This window comes from Streptomyces sp. NBC_01618, assembly GCF_045209435.1.
Lineage (GTDB): Bacteria > Actinomycetota > Actinomycetes > Streptomycetales > Streptomycetaceae > Streptomyces.
This window is the reverse complement of the sequence record NZ_CP109297.1, coordinates 2,996,528-3,021,700: the sequence shown is the minus strand read 5'-3', so window position 1 is coordinate 3,021,700 and position 25,173 is coordinate 2,996,528. Positions and strand designations below refer to the sequence as shown.

18 protein-coding genes are annotated in these 25,173 nt (G+C 70.2%); 8 read left to right on the top strand and 10 right to left on the bottom strand.

Going from position 1 to position 25,173, the window contains the following annotated elements; all coding sequences use genetic code 11:
- Nucleotides 1-98: 98 nt before the first annotated feature.
- Together hpf and OH735_RS14120 are read left to right on the top strand one after the other, a co-directional pair.
- Nucleotides 99-788: a ribosome hibernation-promoting factor, HPF/YfiA family gene (gene hpf / locus OH735_RS14125; RefSeq protein WP_406381846.1), complete on the top strand. Its 690-nt coding sequence runs from the start codon at nt 99-101 to the stop codon at nt 786-788.
- Between the two features lie 184 nt (nt 789-972).
- Nucleotides 973-1,716: a response regulator gene (locus tag OH735_RS14120; RefSeq protein WP_406381845.1), complete on the top strand. Its 744-nt coding sequence runs from the start codon at nt 973-975 to the stop codon at nt 1,714-1,716.
- 84 nt (nt 1,717-1,800) lie between these two features.
- Here the strand turns inward: OH735_RS14120 and OH735_RS14115 are convergent, their stop codons facing one another.
- Both OH735_RS14115 and OH735_RS14110 read right to left on the bottom strand, forming a co-directional pair.
- Complete coding sequence (locus OH735_RS14115; RefSeq protein ID WP_406381844.1) at nt 1,801-2,976, bottom strand: winged helix-turn-helix domain-containing protein; 1,176 nt, start codon at nt 2,974-2,976, stop codon at nt 1,801-1,803.
- Nucleotides 2,977-3,079: 103 nt separating this feature from the next.
- Nucleotides 3,080-3,673 carry a GNAT family N-acetyltransferase gene (locus OH735_RS14110; protein ID WP_406381843.1) on the bottom strand — a complete coding sequence of 198 codons (594 nt, stop codon included), beginning with the start codon at nt 3,671-3,673 and terminating at the stop codon, nt 3,080-3,082.
- A gap of 239 nt (nt 3,674-3,912) precedes the next feature.
- Here OH735_RS14110 and secA point away from each other — a divergent pair, with 239 nt between their 5' ends.
- Complete coding sequence (gene secA / locus OH735_RS14105) at nt 3,913-6,732, top strand: preprotein translocase subunit SecA (RefSeq protein ID WP_406381842.1); 2,820 nt, start codon at nt 3,913-3,915, stop codon at nt 6,730-6,732.
- 987 nt (nt 6,733-7,719) lie between these two features.
- Here secA and OH735_RS14100 read toward each other — a convergent pair.
- Nucleotides 7,720-8,148, bottom strand: coding sequence for an Rv3235 family protein (locus OH735_RS14100; protein ID WP_266746525.1), 429 nt, complete (start codon nt 8,146-8,148; stop codon nt 7,720-7,722).
- A gap of 290 nt (nt 8,149-8,438) precedes the next feature.
- Here OH735_RS14100 and OH735_RS14095 point away from each other — a divergent pair, with 290 nt between their 5' ends.
- Complete coding sequence (locus tag OH735_RS14095; RefSeq protein ID WP_406381841.1) at nt 8,439-8,945, top strand: DUF6912 family protein; 507 nt, start codon at nt 8,439-8,441, stop codon at nt 8,943-8,945.
- Nucleotides 8,946-9,004: 59 nt separating this feature from the next.
- A complete protein-coding gene (locus OH735_RS14090) occupies nt 9,005-9,676 on the top strand; it encodes an HAD family hydrolase (protein WP_406381840.1) in 672 nt (223 codons plus the stop codon).
- Nucleotides 9,677-9,794: 118 nt separating this feature from the next.
- Here the strand turns inward: OH735_RS14090 and OH735_RS14085 are convergent, their stop codons facing one another.
- The gene (locus OH735_RS14085) at nt 9,795-10,364 is read right to left on the bottom strand and encodes a DJ-1/PfpI family protein (RefSeq protein WP_406381839.1); all 570 of its coding nucleotides are present in this window, start codon (nt 10,362-10,364) and stop codon (nt 9,795-9,797) included.
- Between the two features lie 389 nt (nt 10,365-10,753).
- Here OH735_RS14085 and OH735_RS14080 point away from each other — a divergent pair, with 389 nt between their 5' ends.
- Nucleotides 10,754-15,778: an NAD-glutamate dehydrogenase gene (locus tag OH735_RS14080; RefSeq protein ID WP_406381838.1), complete on the top strand. Its 5,025-nt coding sequence runs from the start codon at nt 10,754-10,756 to the stop codon at nt 15,776-15,778.
- A 50-nt stretch (nt 15,779-15,828) separates the two neighbouring features.
- Here OH735_RS14080 and OH735_RS14075 read toward each other — a convergent pair whose 3' ends face one another.
- Genes OH735_RS14075 through OH735_RS14065 form a run of 3 tightly spaced genes read right to left on the bottom strand, consistent with a single transcriptional unit; the run spans nt 15,829 to nt 17,879 of the window.
- Nucleotides 15,829-16,140 carry a hypothetical protein gene (locus OH735_RS14075; RefSeq protein WP_406381837.1) on the bottom strand — a complete coding sequence of 104 codons (312 nt, stop codon included), beginning with the start codon at nt 16,138-16,140 and terminating at the stop codon, nt 15,829-15,831.
- Between the two features lie 4 nt (nt 16,141-16,144).
- Nucleotides 16,145-16,945 carry an ABC transporter ATP-binding protein gene (locus tag OH735_RS14070; protein WP_406381836.1) on the bottom strand — a complete coding sequence of 267 codons (801 nt, stop codon included), beginning with the start codon at nt 16,943-16,945 and terminating at the stop codon, nt 16,145-16,147.
- The gene (locus OH735_RS14065; RefSeq protein ID WP_406381835.1) at nt 16,938-17,879 is read right to left on the bottom strand and encodes an ABC transporter permease; all 942 of its coding nucleotides are present in this window, start codon (nt 17,877-17,879) and stop codon (nt 16,938-16,940) included. The genes OH735_RS14070 and OH735_RS14065 overlap by 8 nt, the downstream gene beginning before the upstream one ends.
- Nucleotides 17,880-18,006: 127 nt before the next feature.
- Between OH735_RS14065 and OH735_RS14060 the strand changes: the two genes are divergently transcribed.
- Nucleotides 18,007-18,621 (top strand): TetR/AcrR family transcriptional regulator, encoded by a 615-nt coding sequence (locus OH735_RS14060; RefSeq protein ID WP_406381834.1) that lies wholly within the window; start codon nt 18,007-18,009, stop codon nt 18,619-18,621.
- 93 nt (nt 18,622-18,714) lie between these two features.
- Here OH735_RS14060 and OH735_RS14055 read toward each other — a convergent pair whose 3' ends face one another.
- The 3 genes from OH735_RS14055 to OH735_RS14045 all read right to left on the bottom strand — a co-directional run bounded on the left by OH735_RS14055 (nt 18,715) and on the right by OH735_RS14045 (nt 23,014).
- Nucleotides 18,715-19,167 (bottom strand): PaaI family thioesterase, encoded by a 453-nt coding sequence (locus OH735_RS14055; RefSeq protein WP_406381832.1) that lies wholly within the window; start codon nt 19,165-19,167, stop codon nt 18,715-18,717.
- A gap of 48 nt (nt 19,168-19,215) precedes the next feature.
- Entirely contained in the window at nt 19,216-19,371 is a 156-nt protein-coding gene (locus OH735_RS14050) for a hypothetical protein (RefSeq protein WP_406381831.1), read from the bottom strand.
- 130 nt (nt 19,372-19,501) lie between these two features.
- Nucleotides 19,502-23,014: a CDP-glycerol glycerophosphotransferase family protein gene (locus OH735_RS14045; RefSeq protein WP_406381830.1), complete on the bottom strand. Its 3,513-nt coding sequence runs from the start codon at nt 23,012-23,014 to the stop codon at nt 19,502-19,504.
- A gap of 101 nt (nt 23,015-23,115) precedes the next feature.
- Between OH735_RS14045 and OH735_RS14040 the strand changes: the two genes are divergently transcribed.
- Nucleotides 23,116-25,119, top strand: a complete 2,004-nt coding sequence (locus OH735_RS14040) for a CDP-glycerol glycerophosphotransferase family protein (protein WP_406381829.1) — start codon at nt 23,116-23,118, stop codon at nt 25,117-25,119.
- Nucleotides 25,120-25,173 lie beyond the last annotated feature (54 nt).

Below are 25,173 nucleotides of genomic sequence, written 5' to 3'. Positions count from 1 at the left end.
GAAAGCCACCGAGTCCGCGGCTCCGGCTACGACCGGAGCCTGGTGCAAAAGGGAGATGCTCCGCCGCTGAGCGGAGCGATCCGGGAACGGAGTTCTGCGTGGACATCGTCGTCAAGGGCCGCAAGACCGAGGTGCCTGAGCGGTTCCGCAAGCACGTGGCCGAGAAGCTGAAGCTGGACAAGATCCAGAAGTTCGACGGCAAGGTGATCAGCCTCGACGTCGAGGTGTCCAAGGAGCCGAACCCCCGTCAGGCAGACCGTTCCGACCGGGTGGAGATCACGCTCCGCTCGCGTGGGCCGGTCATCCGGGCGGAAGCGGCCGCCGGCGACCCGTATGCAGCGCTGGACCTGGCCACCGGCAAGTTGGAGGCGCGGCTGCGCAAGCAGCACGACAAGCGCTACAGCCGCCGTGGGAACGGCCGGATTCCCGCTGCCGAGGTCGCCGAGACGGTGCCGGGTGCGGCGTCGTTCAACGGCGAGGGTGAACTGGTCGGCAACGAGACGTCCGAGTCCGTGCCCACTACCAGGATCGGCTCGCTGGAGGTGCAGGGCGAGGGCCCGCTGGTGATGCGCGAGAAGACGCACGTCGCCGCACCGATGTCGCTTGATCAGGCGCTCTACGAGATGGAGCTCGTCGGGCACGACTTCTATCTGTTCGTCGACTCCGAGACGAAGGAACCCAGTGTCGTCTACCGACGGCATGCCTATGACTACGGTGTCATCCACCTGAGGACCGATCCGCTGGCCGCCGATGAGGCGGGCGGCGCGGGCGGTGCGCTCGGCGGCTGATGCCACCCTTCCGTGGTGCCCCTGGAGCGCCTGTGCGCCCCCAGGGGCACCCGTGTGGGGGCACAGGATCACCCCTCCGACGTCCAGGCATGAAATCATGTCGTCCCAAGCCAACCGGTGTTCATCGAACTGCCGTTGGCGGACAGTTGTGAACTTCAGGCCATGGCCTTCAGGGGGAGGAACGATGGCGGACACCTTCGGGCCCGTGCGCGATGCGAATGATGCCGACGACACCGCCGGTGCGGACGTGGACAGTGGTTCCGACAAGGAGCCGATCCGGGTCCTCGTGGTGGACGACCACGCGCTCTTCCGCAGAGGTCTGGAAATCGTCCTCGCCCAGGAGGAGGACATCCAGGTCATCGGCGAGGCGGGTGACGGGGCGGAGGCGGTCGACAAGGCGGCCGATCTGCTGCCCGACATCGTGCTGATGGATGTCCGGATGCCCAAGCGCGGCGGCATCGAGGCCTGCACTGCCATCAAGGAGGTGGCCCCCAGCGCGAAGATCATCATGCTGACGATCAGCGACGAGGAGGCCGACCTCTACGACGCGATCAAGGCGGGCGCCACCGGCTATCTCCTCAAGGAGATCTCCACGGACGAGGTGGCCACGGCGATCCGCGCGGTCGCCGACGGGCAGTCCCAGATCAGCCCCTCCATGGCGTCCAAACTGCTCACCGAGTTCAAATCGATGATCCAGCGGACCGACGAACGCAGGCTGGTGCCCGCGCCGCGACTCACCGACCGGGAGCTCGAAGTCCTGAAACTCGTTGCAACGGGCATGAACAATCGCGATATCGCGAAAGAGCTTTTCATTTCCGAGAACACCGTGAAGAACCACGTCCGCAATATTCTGGAGAAGTTGCAGCTGCACTCCAGGATGGAAGCCGTGGTCTATGCCATGCGCGAGAAGATCCTGGAGATCAGGTGACCGGTCCGCAGACGGACCGAACCGACTGAACCGACTGAACCGGCCGAACAGGGCGACATCGGGCAGAGAGACGGGAATGCGCGCTCACGCCAGTGCGCGGGCGATTTCCTGAGCGAGCGGCCCGCGCAGTTCCGGTGCGTCGACCCGCTCCAGCCGGACATCCGTACAGCCGACCCAGGACGCGGCCTCCACCAGGGCCTCGGCCATTGGCGCCACGGCCTTCCTGCTCTCCAAGGACACCTGGCGGGCGACCAGAGTGCGGCCCTCGCGCGCCGGGTCGACACGACCCTGTAGCCTTCCGCCCGCCAGCAGCGGCATCGCGAAGTATCCGTGTATCCGCTTGGGCTTGGGGACGTATGCCTCCAAGCGGTGGGCGAAACCGAAGATCCGCTCGGTGCGTGCCCGCTCCCAGACCAGCGAGTCGAACGGTGACAACAGGGTCGTACGGTGCCGCCCGCGCGGCTCCGAGGCCAGCGCCGCCGGGTCCGCCCAGGCCGGCTTCGACCAGCCCTGCACCGTCACCGGCACCAGGCCGGAGTCCGTCACGATCGCGTCGAACTGCTCGCCCTTGAGCCGGTGGTAGTCCGCGATGTCCGCGCGGGTGCCGACGCCCAGGGACCGGCCCGCCAGCGCGACCAGCCGACGCAGGCACTCCGCGTCGTCCAGATCGTCGTGCAGCACGGCATCGGGCAGGGCCCGCTCGGCGAGGTCGTACACCCGCTTCCAGCTGCGCCGCTCCGTGCACACCACCTCGCCGTACATCAGGGCCCGCTCGACGGCGACCTTCGACGCCGACCAGTCCCACCACTCCCCGCCGTTCTTCGCGCCGCCCAGCTCCGTCGCCGTCAGCGGGCCCTCGGTGCGCAGCTGCTTGATCACCGTCTCGTAGGCGCCGTCCGGCAGGTCGTGGTGCCAGTGGGGGCGCGAGCGGTAGGCGCGGCGGCGGAACGCGAAGTGCGGCCACTCCTCGACCGGCAGGATGCAGGCCGCGTGCGACCAGTACTCGAAGGTGCGGCCACCCGACCAGTACGCCTTCTCGACCGTGCGCCGACCGACCGTGCCCAGGCGTGCGTACGGAATCAGCTCGTGCGAACGCGCGAGCACCGAGATCGTGTCGAGCTGCACGGCACCGAGATGCCGCAGAACACCCGGAACGCCGGCCCGGCGGTCCGGAGAGCCCAGGAAGCCCTGGGCGCGCAGGGCTATCCTGCGCGCCTGGTCGGCGGAGAGTTCGGCGGCGGGAGGCGGCACAGACGTCATGCCCCGCACCCTAGAGGGCGGCACTGACATCCGGTGGGGAGTCCACGGGACGGGTCCGGTTCGGGGGGTTCGCCGGCGGGGGCCCGGCGGCGGGGCCGGTGAGTCAGGTGGCCGCGGGCAGACCGTTCTCTGCGGGCAGATAGGTGTCGGTGCCCGGCAGGCCGAGATCGGACGGGAGCAGCGCGCCGATCCACGCGTCGTGCCGTACCCCCTTGTTGAGCAGGGCCGACCGCTGTTCGCCCTCCATCCGGAATCCGGCCCGCAGCGCCACGGCACGCGAAGGGATGTTGCCGACCTCGGCCCGCCACTCCAGCCGGTCACCGCCGAGCGACGCGAAGGTCCAGTGGGCGGCGGAAAGGACCGCCTCCGTCATGTAGCCGTGGCCCCGGTGCTCGGCCGAAGTCCAGAAGCCGACCTCGTACGTGCCCGGCAGATTGCGGCGATTGATGCCGACCGCGCCCGCCAGGGCCCCGCTCTCGCGCAGAACCACCGCGAAGTTGTACATGGAGTCGTCGGCCCACCCGCCGGGGGACAGCTTTCCCGCGAAGAATTCCGCGTCGGCGCGGCTGTACGGGGAGGGCACGACCGTCCAGCGCTGGATGTCCGGGTCCTGACAGGCGGCGTGGACCTCGTCCGCGTCGCTGCCGGCGAAGGGGCGCAGCAGCAGGCGTCCGGTGGTGAGAGTGATCGGATCCATGTACGGATTCTGGTGGCGCGCGGGCGGTGAAGCGAACACTTTTCGGACTTCCCGGCACCTTCGGCGCTCCCCGGCCGTTGATTGGGAAGGGACAGCGGGGCCAACGCGGCGGCAGCCCTCCCGGCGCGGCGGGGTCCTCGCTTACGATGGCCGTTGCGGTGGGGCCCACCTGCCGTGCCCGCGCCAGAGTCCTTAACACGACCCAGCGCCAGGCCCGACCGGCAAGGAGACCAGCCTCAGTGTCCGTCTTCAACAAGCTCATGCGTGCAGGCGAAGGCAAGATCCTGCGCAAACTGCACCGCATCGCGGACCAGGTCAGCTCCATCGAAGAGGACTTCGTCAACCTCTCCGACGCCGAGCTGCGGGCGCTCACCGACGAGTACAAGGAACGGTACGCGGACGGCGAGAGCCTGGACGACCTGCTCCCCGAAGCATTCGCGACCGTCCGTGAGGCCGCCAAGCGGGTCCTCGGACAGCGCCACTACGACGTCCAGATGATGGGCGGCGCAGCCCTGCACCTCGGCTATGTGGCCGAGATGAAGACCGGCGAGGGCAAGACCCTGGTCGGTACCCTGCCGGCGTATCTCAACGCGCTCTCCGGCAAGGGTGTGCACCTGATCACGGTCAATGACTATCTGGCCGAGCGCGACTCCGAGCTGATGGGTCGGGTTCACAAGTTCCTCGGCCTGACCGTCGGCTGCATCATCGCCAACATGACGCCGGCCCAGCGCCGTGAGCAGTACGCCTGCGACATCACGTACGGCACGAACAACGAGTTCGGCTTCGACTACCTCCGCGACAACATGGCGTGGTCCGCGGACGAGCTCGTCCAGCGCGGCCACAACTTCGCCGTGGTCGACGAGGTCGACTCGATCCTCGTCGACGAGGCCCGTACGCCGCTGATCATCTCCGGCCCGGCCGACCAGGCCACCAAGTGGTACGGCGACTTTGCCAAGCTGGTCACGCGCCTGACCAAGGGCGAGGCGGGCAACCCGCTCAAGGGCATCGAGGAGACCGGCGACTACGAGGTCGACGAGAAGAAGCGGACCGTGGCCATCCACGAGCCCGGTGTCTCGAAGGTGGAGGACTGGCTCGGCATCGAGAACCTCTACGAGTCGGTGAACACGCCCCTCGTCGGCTACCTCAACAACGCCATCAAGGCCAAGGAACTCTTCAAGAAGGACAAGGACTACGTCGTCATCGACGGCGAAGTCATGATCGTCGACGAGCACACCGGCCGTATCCTCGCCGGCCGCCGCTACAACGAGGGCATGCACCAGGCGATCGAGGCGAAGGAAGGGGTGGACATCAAGGACGAGAACCAGACGCTCGCCACGATCACCCTGCAGAACTTCTTCCGCCTCTACGGCAAGCTTTCCGGTATGACCGGTACGGCGATGACCGAGGCCGCCGAGTTCCACCAGATCTACAAGCTCGGTGTGGTGCCGATCCCGACCAACCGGCCGATGGTCCGCGCCGACCAGTCGGACCTGATCTACCGCACCGAGGTCGCGAAGTTCGCCGCGGTCGTCGACGACATCGCCGAGAAGCACGAGAAGGGCCAGCCGATTCTGGTCGGCACCACCTCGGTCGAGAAGTCCGAGTACCTCTCGCAGCAGCTTTCCAAGCGTGGGGTGCAGCACGAGGTCCTCAACGCCAAGCAGCACGACCGTGAGGCGACGATCGTCGCCCAGGCCGGCCGCAAGGGTGCGGTCACGGTCGCGACGAACATGGCCGGACGAGGCACCGACATCAAGCTCGGCGGCAACCCCGACGATCTCGCCGAGGCGGAGCTGCGTCAGCGTGGTCTCGACCCCGTCGCGCACGTCGAGGAGTGGGCGGCAGCGCTGCCCGCCGCGCTGGAGAAGGCCGAGCAGGCCGTGAAGGCGGAGTTCGAAGAGGTCAAGGAGCTCGGCGGGCTCTACGTCCTGGGCACCGAGCGTCACGAGTCGCGGCGTATCGACAACCAGCTGCGCGGTCGGTCCGGCCGTCAGGGCGACCCTGGCGAGTCCCGCTTCTATCTGTCGCTCGGCGACGACCTGATGCGTCTGTTCAAGGCGCAGATGGTCGAGCGCGTCATGTCGATGGCCAACGTGCCGGACGATGTGCCGATCGAGAACAAGATGGTGACGCGGGCGATCGCGTCGGCCCAGTCGCAGGTCGAGCAGCAGAACTTCGAGACGCGTAAGAACGTCCTGAAGTACGACGAGGTGCTCAACCGGCAGCGCGAGGTCATCTACGGCGAGCGCCGCCGGGTTCTGGAGGGCGAGGATCTGCAGGACCAGATCCGCCACTTCATGGACGACACGATCGACGACTACATCCGTCAGGAGACCGCAGAGGGCTTCGCCGAGGAGTGGGATCTGGACCGGCTGTGGGGTGCGTTCAAGCAGCTCTACCCGGTGAAGGTCACCGTCGAGGAGCTGGAGGAGGCGGCCGGCGACCGCGCGGGGATCACCGCCGAATTCATCGGTGAGTCCATCAAGGACGACATTCACGAGCAGTACGACGAGCGTGAGAAGCAGCTCGGCTCGGACATCATGCGTGAGCTGGAGCGGCGTGTGGTGCTGTCCGTCCTGGACCGCAAGTGGCGTGAGCACCTCTACGAGATGGACTACCTCCAGGAGGGCATCGGCCTCCGTGCCATGGCGCAGAAGGACCCGCTGGTCGAGTACCAGCGGGAGGGCTTCGACATGTTCAACGCCATGATGGAGGGCATCAAGGAGGAGTCCGTCGGCTACCTGTTCAACCTGGAGGTTCAGGTCGAGCAGCAGGTCGAGGAGGTTCCGGTGCAGGACGAGGCCGAGCGGACGTCGCTCGCCAAGGAGGACCTCGTGCCGGCGGCGCGTCCGGAGATCCGGGCCAAGGGGCTCGATGCTCCGCAGCGTCCGGACCGGCTGCACTTCTCCGCTCCCACGGTGGACGGGGAGGGCGGGGTCGTCGAGGGTGACTTCTCCAACAGCGACGGTGGCGGTGCGTCGGAGTCGGACGGGTTGACTCGGGCGGAGCGGCGCAAGGCGCAAAAGAATGGTGGAGGTGGGCGGCGCCGCAAGAAGTAGCGGTGGCGTTGCCGGCGTCGGCGTTCTTGACGTTGGCGTTGGCGTGGTTGAGAGCTTGCCGGGGTCGGGCACCTTTTGGGGGTGCTCGGGCCCGGTTTGTTTTTGCTGCCGGGCCGGGCCGGGCGGGGCCGGTCCCGGCGCGGTGGGGCGTGGTGGGGCGGTGGCTTGGGCCTGGGGTTGCGGTCGGTCGGGGTGTGGTGGGGCTTGGTGTGGGTGGGTGGGCCGCTGCGCGGGGCTTTCCCCTACCCGCCCCTTCCCGAAACCGGAGCTCCGCCCCGGACCCCGCTCCTTAAACGCCGGAGAGGCTGGAATCGGGGCGGAGGGCCAGGGAGGGATGCAGGGGCAGGTGGATGGGGAGCGGGGAGTAGGGCTGGCGGGTCGGGTCGGATGGGAAGCGGGGAGTGGGGCCGAAGAGCCGGGCGGAGCGGGGATCGGGGAATGGGACTGGGCGGGGTGCAGGGGCAGGGTCGCGAGCGGGGAGTGGGTGGGTGGGGGCGAGGGAGTTGGCGAGGTGGAGGGGCGAGAGGGCTCGATGGGGTGAAGGGTTGGGTGGGGCCAGGGCACCCGGAGGCCAGCGGCCCTCTTGCAGGACCGCGAAGAACATAACGGGGGGCCGGGGGGCTCGGGGTGAGTAGGGGCGCGGAGGTTTGGTGGGGTGAGGGTGCTCGGTGGGGTGGACAGCTGGGTCGGTGTCGGCGTGGGGGCGGAGGGCTGGGTGGGGTGGAAGTGCGGCTGGGGCGGAATGCAGGGTGGGGTGGAAGTGCGGCTGGGGCGGAATGCAGGGTGGGGTGGAAGTGCGGCTGGGGCGGAATGCTGGGTGGGGTGGAAGTGCGGCGGGGGCGGACGCTGGGTGGGGTGGAAGGAATTGTGGCCGCGGTTGGGGCTGGGGGTGTTGTTGTGGGGTGGTTGGGTGGGGCTGTTCCGGGCCCCGGTCCCCCCAGTGCCCGGTGCGGGTGTTTCGATGGTTCTGGCCTGGGGCCCCGGGGTTTATCGGGGGGTCGCCGTCTGGAGGCGTTCGTCGCCCAGTTCTACTGCTGCGCAGCGCCAGCGGAGGTCTGTGCCCTGTTCCAGGCGGAAGGCCATGGCTCGCACCTGTTCGCCTGCCGCGATGCTCGCGCAGGCCTCCACCACTCCCGGGGCCGGCTGGGCGCCGTGGCACATGCGGATCACGGGGCGGGCGCCGCGGGCCCTGAGGGGGGTACGGGGGGCCAGTTCGGCCAGTTGGTCGTAGGCGTCGCCGATGGTGTGGCCGAGCATCCAGTGCACCGGGCGTTGGCCGCTGAGGACCGCCAGGAGGCGCTCGGCGAACCAGTGGTGGGGGCGGACCCTCCGGGGAGTCCTGGTGCGCTGTGGTGGTACGGCCTCGGGCCTGCGTCCGTCGTGACGTCCGGTGGGCCGGGTTCTGTTCGTGCTCATCGCTCATCGCCCCCGTGCTTCAGAGGCCCGGCCGAATACCGGGCAGTAACTTCTGCTGTGGATCTTCTACGGCGACGGCGGAGGCGGTCGCAAGTGCCGGACGGGCGCCGGAACCGGCCGGGAGGAATCACCTATCCGGGTGATGCGGCGGGTGCTCCGCAGCGCACGCGGCAGGCGCGGAGAGGTAAGAGGCGGTTGCCAGGTGGACGGGGCGACCGTGGTGCACGTAACCCCAAAGGGGGACGTCGCACGTATCCTGAGGGCGTTTCCGACTACGAAAGCGGCCAGCCATGCGCGTGTACGTCCCCCTGACGCTCCCCGGTCTCGCAGCGGCGCACCAGGCGGGCGAGATCGGTCCCGGTCCGCTGACCGCCTATGCGGTGACTCCCGGACTGCGCGAGTGGTACGTCTCCGACGACATCGAGGAGCTGGAGTACGCGGCGCTCAACCGGGCCGCTTCCGCCTCGCTGCGCCTGATCGCCGGAAACCCCGACGCGGCCCGCCGGCGCATCGTCGTTGCCGTCGACGTGCCGGACGGTGCTGCTGTGGCCGACCCGGACCGCAGCCTCGACTCGTCGTCGCTCGGCGAAGTGCGGATCTCGTCCCCCGTACCGCTGACCGCGGCCGCCGCCGTGCACGTCGACGCCGACGACGCGGAGAAGGACGTCACGGCCGCCGCGGCCGCTCTGGGCGCCGCGGACCTCGGTGACGACGACGCGCAGTTCACCGTGGACGGTGCCGAGGACCACGAGCTGCTCTGGTTCGGCATCCAGGAGATTCCGAATCTGATCGGCTGAGGTGGCCCTTCTTGCAGGTGCCGGACGCGTTGTCGTACCCGGCGGGTACTTTCTTGTGCATGGGGACGCATGGGAAGCACCGCACGCATCTGGTCTGGGACTGGAACGGCACACTGCTCGACGACAACGCCGCGGTCGTCGGCGCGACGAACGCCGCATTCGGTGAGGTCGGCCTGGCGCCGATCACGCTGGAGCAGTACCGCGAGATGTACTGCGTCCCCATCCCGCGCTTCTACGAACGGCTGATGGGCCGGTTGCCCACAGAGGCCGAGTGGGAGCGGATGGATGAAATATTCCACCGGTACTACACCGAGCAGCGGGCCGCCTGCGGGCTCACCGAAGGGGCCGAGGAGTTGCTCTCCCAGTGGCAGCTGGACGGCGGCAGTCAGTCCCTGCTGAGCATGTACGGCCACGATCAGCTGGTCCCCGTGGTGCGGGGGTACGGCATCGAACGGCACTTCCTGCGGATCGACGGGCGAACGGGGCCGTCCGGCGGCAGTAAGGCGCGGCACATGGAGCGCCACATCGCGGCGCTCGACGGGATATCCCCGGAGTACACCGTGATCGTCGGTGATGCCGTGGACGACGCCGTGGCCGCCGCCCACATCGGCGCGAAGGCCGTGCTCTACACCGGTGGCTCGCACAGCAGAGCCAGCCTGGAGGCCGCCGGGGTGCCGGTGGTGGACAGCCTGGCCGAGGCCGCGGACCTTGCCGGGCGCATGGCTGGATGAGATGGCCGGCTGAGACGGCTGGATGGGGTATGGCCGGATGAGATGGCCGGCTGAGATGGCTGGGTGGGGTATGGCTGGCGTGGGAGGGGGGAAGAGGACCGCTCCGTGAGCGTCGTCGTCAGGTGGTTACCGGGGCCTTCGTGCGGAGCACCTTCAGGAATTCGCGCATCCACGCCGAGTGGTCCGGCCACGCGCGGGACGAGACCAGTGTGCCGTCGACCACCGCCTCGTGGTCCTCGAAGGTGGCGCCCGCCGCCTGCATGTCGAGCTCCAGCGCCGGGTACGCGGTGACGTGCCGCCCGGCCAGTGCGCCGACCGCCGCCGTCATCAGCGGGCCGTGGCAGATCTGGGCCACCGGCCGGTCCGAGTCGAAGAACGCCTTGAGGATCTTGCGCAGCTCGGCGTCGTTGCGCAGGTACTCGGGGGCCCGGCCGCCCGGGACGACCAGGGCCACGTAGTCCCCGGCGTCCACCTCTGAGAAGGCCAGGTCGGCGGGCCAGGTGTAGCCGGGCTTCTCGGTGTACGTGTCGAAGCCGGGCTCGAAGTCGTGGACCACGAAGCGGAGCGTCTTGCGGGCGGGGGCCGCGATATGGACGTCGTACCCCTCCTCGCGCAGCCGCTGGTACGGATAGAGGACTTCCAGGGACTCGGCGGCGTCGCCGGTGACGATCAGGATTTTCGGTGCCATGGCGGGGCTCCCACGGTTCGTCGGCCTGTTCCGTCTACCAGAGTGCGGCAAGACGGGCCGGCGCGCTGTCCAGAGTGTCAAATTTCCGACCATCTTTTGTACACATACGGCTCGTGACGGTTACGGCGGCGGGCGAGATAGCCTGGACCCCGTGATCAGCGCGATACGCCTCGGGGGCAGCGGAGCCCCCGGCCTGCGCCCGGAGTGCCACAGCACCCGGGCCATCACTGATCCTCACAGCCCGGACCGACTGCCAAAAATGGCCAATATGGTCCCGGGCGTCTCTCATAGCGGCATAGCGTCGACTCAGACCGGAAACCCCGTGTCGTGGCGGTACGTCGTCTTTTTCACCTACGTCACGCAACGGCGCGCGACAGGAGCCAGAGGACATGCAGACCAAGCTGGACGAAGCCAAGGCCGAGCTGCTCGCACGGGCCGCCAAGGTAGCTGACAACAGCCCGGGCGGTGGTGTCGGCGGCCCGGGCGGTACCCCCCCGGTACGTGTCGCGGCCACCGGCGGCGCCGGGGCCGCGCAGGAGCGTCCCGGACAGGACGTACTCCTCGCCTATCTCCAGCGCTACTACCTGCACACCGCGCCCGAGGACATCGCGGGCCGCGACCCCGTCGACGTCTTCGGTGCCGCTTCCTCCCACTACCGGCTCGCGGAGGTCCGTCCGCAGGGCAAGGCGAACGTCCGGGTGCACACCCCTACCGTCGAGGAGAACGGCTGGACGTGCAGCCACACCGTCGTCGAGGTCGTCACCGACGACATGCCGTTCCTGGTCGACTCCGTCACCAATGAGCTGTCCCGGCAGGGCCGCGGCATCCATGTCGTGATCCACCCGCAGGTCGTCGTACGCCGTGACGTCACCGGCAAGCTCATCGAGGTCTTCGCCGAAGGCAACGGCGCCTCGGCGAGCCCGCAGGTCCGCAAGAACGCCAAGGGCGGCAAGAAGAGCGGCACGACCGAGCTGCCGCACGACGCGCTCGTCGAGTCCTGGATCCACGTCGAGATCGACCGCGAGACCGACCGGTCCGACCTCCAGCAGATCGCCACCGATCTGCTCCGCGTGCTGTCCGACGTACGCGAGGCCGTCGAGGACTGGGAGAAGATGCGCGACGCCGCGCTGCGCATCGCCGACGACCTGCCCGCCGAGCCGCTCGACGAACTCGCCGACGAAGAGGTGAACGAGGCCAGGGAGCTGCTGCGCTGGCTCGCCGCCGACCACTTCACCTTCCTCGGCTACCGCGAGTACGAGCTCAAGGACACCGACGCGCTGGCCGCCGTACCCGGCACCGGCCTCGGTATCCTGCGCTCCGACCCGCACCACAGCGTCGACGAGGCGCACCCTGTCAGCCCGTCCTTCGACCGGCTGCCCGCCGACGCCCGGGCCAAGGCCCGCGAGCGCAAGCTCCTCGTCCTCACCAAGGCCAACAGCCGGGCGACCGTCCACCGCCCCAGCTACCTCGACTACGTCGGCGTGAAGAAGTTCGATGCCGACGGCAACGTCATCGGTGAGCGCCGCTTCCTCGGACTGTTCTCGTCCGCCGCCTACACCGAGTCCGTGCGCCGGGTGCCCGTCATCCGCCGCAAGGTCGCCGAGGTGCTGGAGGGCGCGGGCTTCACGCCCAACAGCCACGACGGCCGCGACCTGCTGCAGATCCTGGAGACGTACCCGCGCGACGAGCTGTTCCAGGCGCCCGTCGACCAGCTGCGCTCCGTCGTCACCTCCGTGCTGTACCTCCAGGAGCGCCGCCGGCTGCGGCTCTACCTGCGCCAGGACGAGTACGGGCGCTACTACTCCGCGATCGTCTACCTGCCGCGCGACCGCTACACCACCGGTGTACGGCTGCGCCTGATCGACATTCTCAAGGAGGAACTGGGCGGCACCAGCGTCGACTTCACCGCCTGGAACACCGAGTCGATCCTCTCCCGGCTGCACTTCGTCGTCCGGGTCGCCCCCGGCACCGAGCTGCCCGACCTCACCGACGCCGAGGCCGACCGCATCGAGGCACGGCTCGTCGAGGCCGCCCGCTCCTGGGCCGACGGCTTCCAGGAGGCGCTCAACGCCGAGTGCGGCGAGGAGCGGGCCGCCGAGATGCTGCGCCAGTACGGCCACTCGTTCCCCGAGGGCTACAAGGCCGACCACACGCCGCGTTCCGCCGTGTCCGACATGATCCACCTCGAAGCGCTCAAGAAGGACGAGAAGGACTTCTCCCTCAGCCTGTACGAGCCGGTCGGCGCCGGCCCCGGCGAGCGTCGCTTCAAGATCTACCGGACCGGCGAGCAGGTCTCCCTCTCGGCCGTCCTTCCGGCGCTCCAGCGGCTCGGTGTCGAGGTCGTCGACGAGCGTCCGTACGAGCTGCGCTGCGCGGACCGTACGCACGCCTGGATCTACGACTTCGGTCTGCGGTTGCCGCAGATCAACGGCAGCGGCAACTACCTCGCCGATGACGCCCGCGACCGCTTCCAGGACGCCTTCGCGGCCGTGTGGACCGGTGTCGCCGAGAACGACGGCTTCAACTCCCTCGTCCTGGGCGCCGGTCTGAACTGGCGGCAGGCGATGGTGCTGCGCGCCTACGCGAAGTACCTGCGGCAGGCCGGTTCGACCTTCAGCCAGGACTACATGGAGAGCACTCTCCGCAACAACGTCCACACCACCCGGCTGCTGGTCTCGCTCTTCGAGGCGCGGATGTCCCCGGACCGGCAGAGCGCCGGCACCGAGCTGACCGACGGGCTCCTCGAAGAGCTGGACGGGGCCCTGGACCAGGTCGCCTCGCTCGACGAGGACCGGATCCTGCGGTCCTTCCTCACCGTCATCAAGGCCACTCTGCGCACGAACTTCTTCCAGATCGCGGACGGCGGCGAGCCGCACGGTTACGTCTCGATGAAGTTCGACCCGCAGTCCATTCCGGATCTCCCGGCGCCCCGCCCGGCGTTCGAGATCTGGGTGTACTCGCCGCGCGTGGAGGGCGTGCACCTGCGCTTCGGCAAGGTCGCCCGAGGCGGTCTGCGCTGGTCGGACCGGCGGGAGGACTTCCGTACGGAGATCCTCGGCCTGGTCAAGGCGCAGATGGTGAAGAACACCGTCATCGTGCCGGTCGGCGCCAAGGGCGGCTTCGTCGCCAAGCAGCTCCCGGACCCGGCCGTCGACCGTGACGCCTGGATGGCCGAGGGCGTCGCCTCCTACCGCACCTTCATCTCGGCGCTGCTCGACATCACGGACAACATGGTGGCCGGCGAGGTCGTGCCGCCCAAGGACGTCGTCCGGCATGACGAGGACGACACCTACCTGGTCGTCGCCGCAGACAAGGGCACCGCGAAGTTCTCCGACATCGCCAACGAGGTCGCCGTCTCGTACGGCTTCTGGCTCGGCGACGCGTTCGCCTCCGGCGGCTCCGCCGGGTACGACCACAAGGGCATGGGCATCACCGCCCGCGGCGCCTGGGAATCCGTCAAGCGGCACTTCCGCGAGCTCGGCCACGACACCCAGACCGAGGACTTCACCGTCGTCGGCGTCGGTGACATGTCGGGTGACGTGTTCGGCAACGGCATGCTGCTCTCCGAGCACATCCGGCTCGTCGCCGCCTTCGACCACCGGCACATCTTCATCGACCCCACCCCGGACGCCGCCACCTCGTACGCCGAGCGGCGCCGCCTCTTCGACCTGCCGCGCAGCTCCTGGGCCGACTACAACAAGGAACTGCTCTCCGCGGGCGGCGGAGTCCACCCGCGCAGCGCCAAGTCCATCCCGGTCAACGCGCACATCCGCGAGGCGCTCGGCATCGAGTCGCGGGTCACGAAGATGACGCCCGCCGAGCTGATGCAGGCCGTCCTCAAGGCCCGCGTCGACCTGCTGTGGAACGGCGGCATCGGTACGTACATCAAGTCCTCCGCCGAGTCGAACGCGGACGTCGGCGACAAGGCCAACGACGCGATCCGCGTCAACGGCCAGGACCTGCGGGCCAAGGTCGTCGGCGAGGGCGGCAACCTCGGTGCCACCCAGCTCGGCCGGATCGAGTTCGCCCGTACCGGCGGCAGGATCAACACCGACGCGATCGACAACAGCGCCGGTGTGGACACCTCCGACCACGAGGTGAACATCAAGATCCTGCTCAACGGTCTGGTCCGGGACGGCGACATGACCGTCAAGCAGCGCAACAAGCTGCTCGCCGCGATGACCGACGAGATCGGCCGTCTGGTGCTGCGCAACAACTACGCGCAGAACGTGGCCCTCGCCAACGCCACCGCACAAGCGCCCTCCCTGCTCCACGCCCACCAGCGCTTCATGCGCAGGCTTGGCCGCGACGGGGATCTCGACCGCGGGCTGGAGTTCCTGCCCGCCGACCGGCAGATCCGCGAACTGCTCAGCGGCGGCAAGGGGCTCAGCCAGCCCGAACTGGCCGTGCTGATGGCGTACACGAAGATCACCGCGGCCCGGGAGCTGATCCGGACCAGCCTGCCGGACGACCCGCACCTGCAGAAGCTGCTGCACGCCTACTTCCCGCAGCAGCTGCGCGAGCAGTTCCCCGAGGCGGTCGACGGGCACGCGCTGCGTCGCGAGATCATCACCACGGTCCTGGTCAACGACACCGTGAACAGCGGTGGTTCGACCTTCCTGCACCGGCTGCGGGAAGAGACCGGAGCTTCGATCGAGGAGGTCGTGCGGGCACAGTTCGCGGCCCGCGAGATCTTCGGCCTCGGCCAGGTGTGGGACGCCGTCGAGGCGCTCGACAACGAGGTCGCAGCCGATGTGCAGACCCGGATCCGGCTGCACTCGCGCCGGCTCGTCGAGCGCGGTGCGCGCTGGCTGCTCGGCAACCGGCCGCAGCCGCTGGAGATCGCCGGGACGATCGACTTCTTCAAGGCGGGCGTCGAGCAGGTCTGGGCCGAGCTGCCCAAGATGCTGATGGGCGCCGACCTGGAGTGGTACCAGTCGATCCTGGACGAGCTCACCGAGGCGGGTGTCCCGGGCGAACTGGCACAGCGGGTCGCCGGGTTCTCCTCCGCCTTCCCGGCGCTGGACATCGTGGCGATCGCGGACCGCACCGGCAAGGAAGCGCTCTCCGTCGCCGAGGTGTACTACGACCTCGCGGACCGGTTGGGTATCACCCAGCTGATGGACCGGATCATCGAGCTGCCGCGGGCCGACCGCTGGCAGTCCATGGCCCGGGCGTCCATCCGCGAGGACCTGTACGCCGCGCACGCCGCGCTCACCGCGGATGTGCTGTCCGTGGGCAACGGGACCTCGACCCCGCAGGAGCGGTTCACGGCGTGGGAGGAGAAGAACGCGGCGATCCTCACGCGGTCGCGCTCCACGCTTGAGGAGATCCGGGGGTCGGACTCGTTCGACCTGGCGAACCTGTCGGTGGCCATGCGGACGATGCGGACGTTGCTTCGTACGCACGTGTAGCGAGTGAGGGACGGGGCGGTCGCCGGGGGTGCTCGGCGGCCGCCCCGTCCTCATGCCGGGCGGGCTTGATTTCGGCGTGGCTTCAGAACGTGCGGGTTTCGGCCGCCGCCGTGGGTGAGGTAACGGGGTTGGCGGCGTTGCCATGTCTGGGTGAGTCCGGTGGGGAAGCGGCGGCCGCTGCGGGACAGGACCATGCCCTCGACCAGCTGGAGTTCGTCCCCGCCGGAGTACTGCCGCTCGGTCGTGCCGAGCTTCTTTTGCGGGCCCGGGCCGGACTTGCCGGCCGTTGAGCGCCATTGGGTGCCGTAGGCGCTGGTGTCGTGGACGTGGACGATGCCGCCCTCGCCCGGCGCCCTGCCCACGCCGCTACTTCTTGCCGGTGAACTCCTCGTACGCGGCCACGACCTCCTCGGCCGGACCGTCCATCCGCAGGGTCCCCGCCTCCAGCCAGATCGCCCGGTCGCAGGTCTCGGTGATCGACTTGTTGCTGTGGCTGACCAGGAAGACCGTGCCGGCCTCCTTGCGCAGCTCGATGATCCGTTCCATGCTGCGCCGCTGGAACCTCGCGTCACCGGTGGACAGCGCCTCGTCGATCAGGAGGACGTCATGGCTCTTGGCCGCCGCGATCGAGAAGCGCAGCCGGGCGCCCATGCCGGAGGAGTACGTCCGCATCGGCAGGGTGATGAAGTCGCCCTTCTCGTTGATGCCGGAGAAGTCGACGATCCCCTGGTAGCGCTCGCGGATCTCGGCCCGCGTCATCCCCATCGCGAGCCCGCCGAGGACGACGTTGCGCTCGCCGGTCAGATCGCTCATCAGCGCCGCGTTCACCCCGAGCAGGGAGGGCTGGCCCTGGGTGTGCACCCGGCCCTTCGTCGCGGGCAGCAGACCGGCGATCGCCTTCAGCAGCGTCGACTTTCCCGAGCCGTTGGAACCGATCAGGCCGATGGCCTCGCCCTTGTACGCGGCGAAGCTCACCCCCTTCACGGCGTGCACCTCGCGCACCCCGGGGGTCTGCCGGCGCGAGACGATCCGGCTCAGCGCCGAGGTGGCGCTGCCCTTTCCGGTACGGGCGCCGTTGACCTTGTACGTGATGTGCACGTCGTCCACGACGACGGTCGGCACCCGCTCTTCGATGTCGGCCGGATTGCCGACCAGGTTGTCAGCCACGTCCGTACCGCTCCTCCGCCTGCCAGAAGTACACGAAGCCGCCCACCCCGCACACGAGCGCCCAGCCCGCGGCGATCGCCCACACATGCGGCGGCAGATGGGACGCGCCGAAGCTGTCGATGAGCGCGAACCGCATCAGGTCGATGAAGACGGCGGCCGGATTGCACTCCAGCATCACCATCACGTAGTGCGGGACCCGGTCCCCCTTGAGCATCGTGTCGACGCTCCACATGACGCCCGAGGCGTACATCCAGGTGCGCAGGATGAACGGCATCAGCTGCGCGATGTCCGGCGTCCGGGCGGCGAGCCGCGCCACCACCATGGAGACACCGGTGTTGAACACGGCCTGGAGGAACAGCGCCGGAACCGCCAGCAGCCAGGACGGCTTGGGGAACTGCCCGAACCCCACCAGGATCAGCACCAGCGCACCCAGCGAGAACAGCAGCTGCTGGAGCTGCTGCAGGGCCAGCGCGATCGGCAGCGAGGCGCGCGGGAAGTGCAGCGCTCGCACGAGGCCGAGGTTGCCGCTGATCGCACGGGTGCCCGCGGTGATCGAGCTGGCGGTGAAGGTCCAGATGAACACGCCGGTGACGAGGAACGGAACGAAGTCCTCGACGTTGCGCTTCGTGCCCATCAGGACGCCGAAGATGAAGTAGTAGACCGTCGCGTTCAGCAGCGGGGTCATGATCTGCCAGATCTGGCCGAGCTTCGCCTGGCTGTACTGCGCGGTCAGCTTGGCGGTGGCGAACGCCGTGATGAAGTGCCGCCGCCCCCACAGCTGCCGGATGTACGTGACCAGCGAGGGCCGGGCCCCGCTCACCGTCAGTCCGTGGCGGGCGGCGAGCGCGGCCAGCTCGCCCGGCGCGTACACCGGGCAGGGCGTACCGGCGGGGGTGTCGGCCGGGGCCGCTGGGGTTTTTGTCTGGCTCACCACGATCGCTTTCGACGGGAGGGCGGGAACACGACGACGGACGGGACGGAACCGTATCGTCGCAACGCTGAGAGTAGGGCGCTCCACGCCGCAACGCAACCGTTTCGTCGTGGCGGACTATGATTCAGCCATGACCACCGCCCCGGGAACCCGCCGCCGTGCCCCCGCCGGAGCCGCTGTGCTGCGCGAGGACGTCACCGATGCGATTCGCAGCGCCGTCTTCGAGGAACTGGCCGCTGTGGGCTTCGCCCGGATGTCGATCGAGGGCATCGCCCGGCGGGCGGGCGTCGGCAAGACGGCCGTGTACCGCCGCTGGAAGTCCAAGCTGGCCCTGGTCCTCGACCTGGTCTCGGCCGTCGCCGTCCAGGGCATGCCGGCCCCGGCCACGGGTTCGCTGTACGGGGATGTCCGCGCCGTACTGGAACTGGCCGCCTACGCCCTGCGCCACCCCGTCGCCTCGCAGGTCATCCCGGACCTGCTGGTCGAGGCGGCCCGCAGTCCGGAGATCTCCGACACGATCAAGGCCGCCCTGCTGGACCCGCAGCAGGGCATCGCCGCCGTCGTTGTACGGGACGCCGTGGCGCGCGGCGAGCTGCCCGAGGACAGCGACCCGGACCGCGCGCTGGACCTGATCGTCGGTCCGCTCTACTGGCGGCTCGCCGTCGTCCGCGCCCCGTTGCCCAAGGGCTACCTCGACGACCTGGCCGCGTCGGCCGTCGCCGCGCTCAGGAACCGGGCCGGGTAGGTACTGCCGTTCCTGCGCGGTGCGCATGGGGGCCGGCGTCGGGGAACGGCCTCTGCCGCCAGGTCACCAGGGGCGGCGGTGGCTGCCGGCTCATTACTCGGGCCGGTTCACGCGGATCAGCGTCTGCTGCCCGTTGGCGACGAGTTTGTGCCGGCCGTCCTGGACGCCGTGCACCTCCAGTTGGCAGACGGTCAGGGTGCGTCCGGACTTCAGGACGGTTCCGACCGCCTCGATGTGGTCGCCGATGGCGGGTGCGAGGAGGTTGATCTTGTACTCGACGGTGAGTACCTCGGTGTTCTCGGGGAAGAGCGTGTAGGCGGCGTAGCCGCCGGCGCTGTCCGCGATGGCGCTGGTGGCGCCGGCGTGGAAGTAGCCGTGCTGCTGGGTGACTTCGGGCCGGCTCGGGAGCACGATGTGCACGAGGCCCGGCGCGATGCGGGTCATGCGTGCGCCGAGGTGGCTCATCAGCCCCTGGCGGTCGAAGCTGGCCCGGACGCGCTCGCGCACCTCGGGGCTTGCCTGTTCCTGCTGCGTCCGGTTTTCCACGTGCTCTCCTTCGACGGGCGTCATGGTCCGTGTACGAGGTGGGGCGGGTCAGCCGGCCAGGCGTTCCGCCAGCAGGAACCCGCCGATGGCGATCATCATGGCACCGGAGACCCGGGTGACCGCCCGGGCCGCCGAGGGCCGGGTCCTCAGCACGGTGCGAGCGAGCACGCCGACGGCGAGGCGGACGACGGCGCAGGCCGTCATGTGGAGGGTGCCGATCAGCCCCGTCTGAGCGGCGACGGGCCAACCGCCCGTGGTGCCGGTGAACTGCGGGAACAGTGAGAGTCACTGGAACGCTGTCCATCAGGTGGCCTCGGCCGTCTGTCGGCCGATGTCAGCCGGTGGACTCCCCGGCCAGCAGCCGGTCCGCGACCCGGGCCGCCGCCCCGCCGTCGTCCAGGTCGCAGAAGTCCCGGCGGAAACTCTCGTACGCCTCCGCGTGCCGGGCCGCCGACGCGGTCAGGGCGCCGGCATCGCGCAGGGCCCCGGCGATCTCGTCCGTGCCGATGAGCAGCGGCCCCGGCGCCCGGGTCTCGAAGTCCAGGCAGAAACCGCGCACCGTGTCGCGGTAGTGCTCCAGGTCGTAGGTGTGGAAGAGCATCGGGCGGCCCGTGTGCGCGTAGTCGAACATCAGCCCCGCGTAGTCCGTCACCAGCACATCCGCGATGAGCAGGAGCTGAGCGGTGTCCGGGTGGGCCGACACGTCGCGTACGCCGTGCCCCTCGGGCACGCTTCCGGTCACCCTCGGATGGCGCCGCACCAGGAGGGTGTGGCCGTCGCCGAGAGACCGGGCCAGGGCGGCCAGGTCGAGCGCGGGGTCCCAGCGGTAGCGGGGCCGCTCGCCGTCGGCGCCGGGCGGGTGGGCCAGCTGGTCGCGGTAGGTCGGCGCGTACAGCACGACCCGGCGGCCGTCCGGGATGCCGAGCCGGCGCCGGACCCGCTCGGCGGTCTTGGTCCGGTCGGCCGAGAAGAGCAGGTCGTTGGCAGGGGAACCCGCCTCCAGGACCTCGCCCCCGTAGCCGAGCGCGCGGCGCAGCAGCGGGGTGGAGTGGCGGCTGGGGGAGACCAGGACGGACCACTGGGCCGACCGGCGCGGCAACGAGGCGAGTTCGTGGTGGTCCGCGTACAGGGTGCCGTCCAGATCCGTGCCGAAGCGGCCGAGCGGGGTGCCGTGCCAGGTCTGCACGACGATCTGGCCGGGCCGCCGCTCGAACCACTCGGGCAGCTGGTCGGCGGTGACGATCCAGCGGGACCGCGCCAGCGCCTCGTACCAGTCGGCGCTGTACTCGACGACCGGGACGGCGGTGGGCGGAACGTGGCCGTGGAGCCCGTCGGTGACCCAGAGCTGCTCCGACTCCACTCCCCGGCGCACCAGTTCGGCGTGGACGGCGCGGGGTGAGTCGCCGCCCGTGTAGAGGACGGTGTCCCGCAGCGGCAGGGCGCGCCGGGCCGGGTAGTGCGTGCGGCGCAGTTCGGCCCGGCGGTACGCGCCCTGTTCGCAGCCCGCGAGGACCGGCCCGGACCGTACGGTCAGCCGGTCGCCGAACCGGCGGTCCAGGGCGAACTCCCGCCCGACCGCAGGGGTGTTGGCGTCCGCGCCCGTGCGGCGGAGCGGCAGCCGGGCGGCGAGCGCGGTCAGTACCCGGACCGGCCGGCCGCCCAGATACGCGTCCCAGCGGCCCTCGGGCAGCCCGACGGCCACCGAGGGCGCGAGGAACGCGGTGAAACGGCGCCCCTCGTACGCCCCCGCGCGCCGTTCCTCGTGGTGGGTGACGGGGACCGATACGGTCTCGCGCAGCGTCTCGTGCCGCAGCACGAGGTGGGCCGGCCCCTCGTCCTGCCGTACGCCCGTCCCGGCACCGGTAACGCCCTCCACCCGCAGCGCCCCGTCCGGCGTCCACGCGGCCCCGTCCGCGAACGGCTGCCCGCTCAGGTCCAGCACCAGCTCGCCCGCCGCGTCGGCCACCACCGGCGGCGCCACCTCCGGGGCCGCCGCCAGCGGTACCCGCGACCCGTCCGCCAGCACCAGCCGCGCCCGCCACCGCCCGCCGGGCTCCGGCTCGACCTCGCGCGGCGCCCGGTGCGGGGCCGCGGGCGCGGCCGCCATCCCGGCGAGGTCGGCGAGCGGAACACGTACCGCGAAACGGCCGTCCGCCCGGCACTCGACGGGGTGGCCGAACTCCTGGTCCGCCACCCCGTCACAGGTCAGCACCAGGGCCTTCGGCCGGGCACCCCCGTACAGTCCGCCGGTCAGCACCAGCTCCTCGCCGATGCGGCGGTCCTCGCAGCGGGCCGGCAGCTGCGTCAGGGTCAGCCGGAGCCGGCCGCCCAGGTAGTCGAGCACGGCCCGCCGCCCGTCGCCCAGGTCCCGGACGTGACGCTGGACCGCCCCCGCGTCCACGGCGCGCACGGCCACCCGGCGGACCGTGCCATGAGCGGCCACCATCATGCCCACCAGCCAGCCGCCGGGCCGCAGCCGACGCGGGTCGAGCGTCAGCTCGAACCCCGAGTGGTCGTAACTGTGCAGCTGCTGACCGGAGTTGACGGTCGCCTCGGGTGCGGGAACGTTTCGTACCGGCACCGTCCGCAACTGCTGGCCACGGGTCGCGCGCACCATGCCCACCTTCAGCGAGTGGCGCGGCGACGCGGCCGGCAGATTGCGGATGTACGCGTAACCGCGCAGCCGCAGCCTTCCGTCGTCGTCCCACTGCGCCTCCAACAGCCGTGCCACGGCCGGGAGATCGGTACGGGCGAGGCGGGGGGCGTCCGGGATGCCGGGAAATCCGGCCTGCCGCCGCCCCGGCACACCGGCCACCAGGAACGTTCCGGTGCCGTTGGCCCGTTCGAAGGCGAGCACGGCGAGCAGCTCCGCGAGCCTGCGCTCCTTCACCAGCCGCCACTTGATCCGCAGCTCCACCGGCAGCTCGTGCGCCACGGACCGGCCCGGCCTGACCGCCCCGTCCATCCGTTCCATCCGGTCCAGGAACGCCCCCGCGTCCGCCATGAACGCCTCCCGGTACGCGGGCCCGCCCATGGCGAGCCCCTCCAGGAAGTACACGAAGTCGTCGCGCAGGCACGAGAGGTCGTAGCGGCGCCGCGCACCGCCGTGTCCGACCCCGCCCCGGCCCGCCAGGAACGCGCTGACCTGCTCGCACGCCGCGATCCGGTCGCGTACGCCCCGCACATCCGTACGCCGCCGGGTGATCGACCCCTCGCGCACCCGCCAGTAGTAGACGTGCTCGTGCAGTACGTCGACCGAGCCGGCGAGGAAGTGGGCCGGGATCATCACCGGGGTGTCCTCGTACAGCTTCCCCTCCGGGAAGGCGAAGGCGTGCCGGTCCCAGAAGGAGCGCCGGAACACCTTGTTCCAGGCGACCCGGTCGGCGAGCAGCCGCGGATCGCGGCTGATGTGGGTGCGTGCCCGGGTGGCGGTCAGCCAGCGGTACTGCCAGGCCTGCTGCCGCCCCTGCTCGGTCAGCCGCCACACGTTGCCGGTCGCGAGGTCGGAGCCGGTCGACTCCAGGGAGGCCAGCATCCGCGCGTAGGCGTCGTGGACGACGATGTCGTCGCTGTCGACGAACGCCAGATACGGCACGCCCTGTGTGGTGTGCCGCACGCCGGTGTTGCGGGCCGCGCTCAGCCCCCCGTTGGGCCGGCGGACATAGCGGAAGCGGCGGTCGCGGGCGGCGAACTCCCGGGCGATGGCCGTACTGCCGTCCGTCGAACCGTCGTCGACGAGGATCACCTCGATGTCGGCGACCGACTGTTCGGCCACCGAGCGCAGGCAGTCCTCCAGATAGTCCTCGACGTTGTGGACCGGGACGACGACACTGAGGCGCGGCTTCATGCCCGGTCAACCGGGGCGGACGCCCCGGGTCACCGGCACTGCCCCGAACGGGTGAACACGCGATTCGGTGCGCGGTGAGTGCGCGATTACGCTCGGCTGCCATGCTCCTCAGTGTTGTCGTGCCCGTCCACCGCGCTCAGGGATATCTCAGGGCGACGCTGGAGTCCGCGCTCGGCCGGGGCTCCGGCGACCTGGAGCTCCTCGTCGTCGACGACGGCTCGCGGGACGGCAGCGCCGAGATCGCCGCCGAGTTCGCGGCGCGCGACCCGAGGGCCGGGGTGCTCACCCTGCCCGAGCACCGCGGCGCGGGTCCGGCCCGCAACGCCGGGGCCGCCGAGGCGCGCGGCCGGTACCTGCTCTTCCTCGACGGTGACGACCTGCTGCGACCGGGCGCCCTGGACGCGATCACCGCCCGGCTGGCCGGGAGCGAACCGGACGTGCTCCTCCTCGGACACGACCGGATCGACTGGTGGGGCACCGTCACGCCCCCGCAAACCGGCCCCGACGGCTTCTCGACCGTCACCCCGCGCCTCTTCCGCCGCGCCTTCTGGAGCGCGCACGGCCTCCGCTTCACCGACGGCCCCTACGAGGACGTCCTCCCCGTCCTGAGCGCCACCCTCCTCGCCTCCGACGCCGGCACGCTCGACACCCTCGACCGGATCTGCGTCCGTCAACGCGTCCGCCGCACCGGCACCTTCGCCACCACCCCGGGCCGCCACCACTTCGCGATCGTCGACGCGTACGAACGGCTGCTCGCCGCGACCGGCCCCGACCTGCGGATCCGGGCCGCCCGCGCCCGCCATCTGCGGACCGTCCTCGACGACCCCGGCCGGATCGTCCCCGAGGACCGGGCCGCCTTCCACCGCGCCGCGGACCTCCCCGGCAGCTACGCCGTCCACCGCGCCCAGGAGGCCGTCCGCACCGGCCGCGCCCGCACCCGGGAAGCCCTGCGCCGCCGGAAGAAGAAGCTCCGGACCGGCCTCACGCGCGCCGCCTACCGCGCCGACCTGCTGCGCCCCCTGGACCCGAACCTCGCGGTGTACGGCGCCTACTGGAACCGGGGCGTCGCCTGCAACCCGGCCGCGATCCACGCCAAGGCCCTCGAACTGGCCCCGCACGTCCAGGGTGTCTGGGTGGTCTCGTCCCGGCACCGCGACCGCATGCCGCCCGGCGTCCCGTACGTCATCGAGGGCTCCCTCGCGTACTGGCGGATCATGGCCACCGCCACGTACCTGATCAACAACTCCAGCTTCCCCGGCGGCTTCACCAAGCGCCCCGGCCAGCGCTATCTCCAGACCCACCACGGCACCCCGCTGAAGACCATGGGCCTGGACCAGCGCGCCTACCCGGCCCTCACCAACGGCATCAGCTTCGAGAAGATCGTCGCCCACGCCGACCAGTGGGACTTCTCGCTCTCCGCCAATCCGCACACCACGGAGGTCTGGGACCGGGTCTACCCGTCCGGGTACGAGCATCTGAACCTCGGCTACCCGCGCAACGACGTCTTCTTCACCGCCACCCCCGAGCGGATCGCGGAGATCCGGCGGCGCCTCCACCTCGACCCGGAACGGACGGTGCTGCTGTACGCGCCGACCCACCGCGACTACCGCAAGGGCTTCGTCCCCGACCTCGACCTGGACCGGCTGACCCGCGAACTCGGGCCGCGGTACGTGGTGCTGGTCCGCGCGCACTACTTCTACGGCCGCTCGGCGGCGCCGGACAGCAGCCGGGTGGTGGACGTGACGGGACATCCGTCCGTCGAGGAACTCTGCCTGGTCTCCGACGCGTTGATCACCGACTACTCGTCACTGATGTTCGACTACGCCTGCCTGGACCGCCCGATCATCAGCCACGCCCCGGACTGGGCCGCCTACCGGGCCTCGCGCGGCGCCTACTTCGACCTGCTCTCCGGACGCCCCGGCGACACCCCGGGCGCGGTCGCCACCACCGACGACGAACTGCTGGAACTGTTCAGGACGGGCGAGTGGCGCTCGGCGCGGACGGCGGAGCTGCGGGCGGCGTTCCGGGCGCGCTTCTGCCCGTACGACGACGGGCACGCGGCCGAACGCGTGGTGCGGCGGCTGTTCCTCGACGGCGGCGAGTAGGACCGACCGGCAAATGGGGGCGCAGCCAATGTCACCCGTTCGGGAGAGACCGCA

What these genes read in the sequence shown, in the direction of transcription:
- OH735_RS14120 (WP_406381845.1), top strand. Translation starts at nt 973, where the DNA reads ATGGCGGACACCTTCGGGCCCGTGCGCGATGCGAATGATGCCGACGAC.
- OH735_RS14115 (WP_406381844.1), bottom strand. Translation starts at nt 2,976, where the DNA reads ATGACGTCTGTGCCGCCTCCCGCCGCCGAACTCTCCGCCGACCAGGCG.
- OH735_RS14110 (WP_406381843.1), bottom strand. Translation starts at nt 3,673, where the DNA reads ATGGATCCGATCACTCTCACCACCGGACGCCTGCTGCTGCGCCCCTTC.
- OH735_RS14100 (WP_266746525.1), bottom strand. Translation starts at nt 8,148, where the DNA reads ATGAGCACGAACAGAACCCGGCCCACCGGACGTCACGACGGACGCAGG.
- OH735_RS14095 (WP_406381841.1), top strand. Translation starts at nt 8,439, where the DNA reads ATGCGCGTGTACGTCCCCCTGACGCTCCCCGGTCTCGCAGCGGCGCAC.
- OH735_RS14090 (WP_406381840.1), top strand. Translation starts at nt 9,005, where the DNA reads ATGGGGACGCATGGGAAGCACCGCACGCATCTGGTCTGGGACTGGAAC.
- OH735_RS14085 (WP_406381839.1), bottom strand. Translation starts at nt 10,364, where the DNA reads ATGGCACCGAAAATCCTGATCGTCACCGGCGACGCCGCCGAGTCCCTG.
- OH735_RS14080 (WP_406381838.1), top strand. Translation starts at nt 10,754, where the DNA reads ATGCAGACCAAGCTGGACGAAGCCAAGGCCGAGCTGCTCGCACGGGCC.
- OH735_RS14060 (WP_406381834.1), top strand. Translation starts at nt 18,007, where the DNA reads ATGACCACCGCCCCGGGAACCCGCCGCCGTGCCCCCGCCGGAGCCGCT.
- OH735_RS14050 (WP_406381831.1), bottom strand. Translation starts at nt 19,371, where the DNA reads ATGACGGCCTGCGCCGTCGTCCGCCTCGCCGTCGGCGTGCTCGCTCGC.
- OH735_RS14045 (WP_406381830.1), bottom strand. Translation starts at nt 23,014, where the DNA reads ATGAAGCCGCGCCTCAGTGTCGTCGTCCCGGTCCACAACGTCGAGGAC.
- OH735_RS14040 (WP_406381829.1), top strand. Translation starts at nt 23,116, where the DNA reads ATGCTCCTCAGTGTTGTCGTGCCCGTCCACCGCGCTCAGGGATATCTC.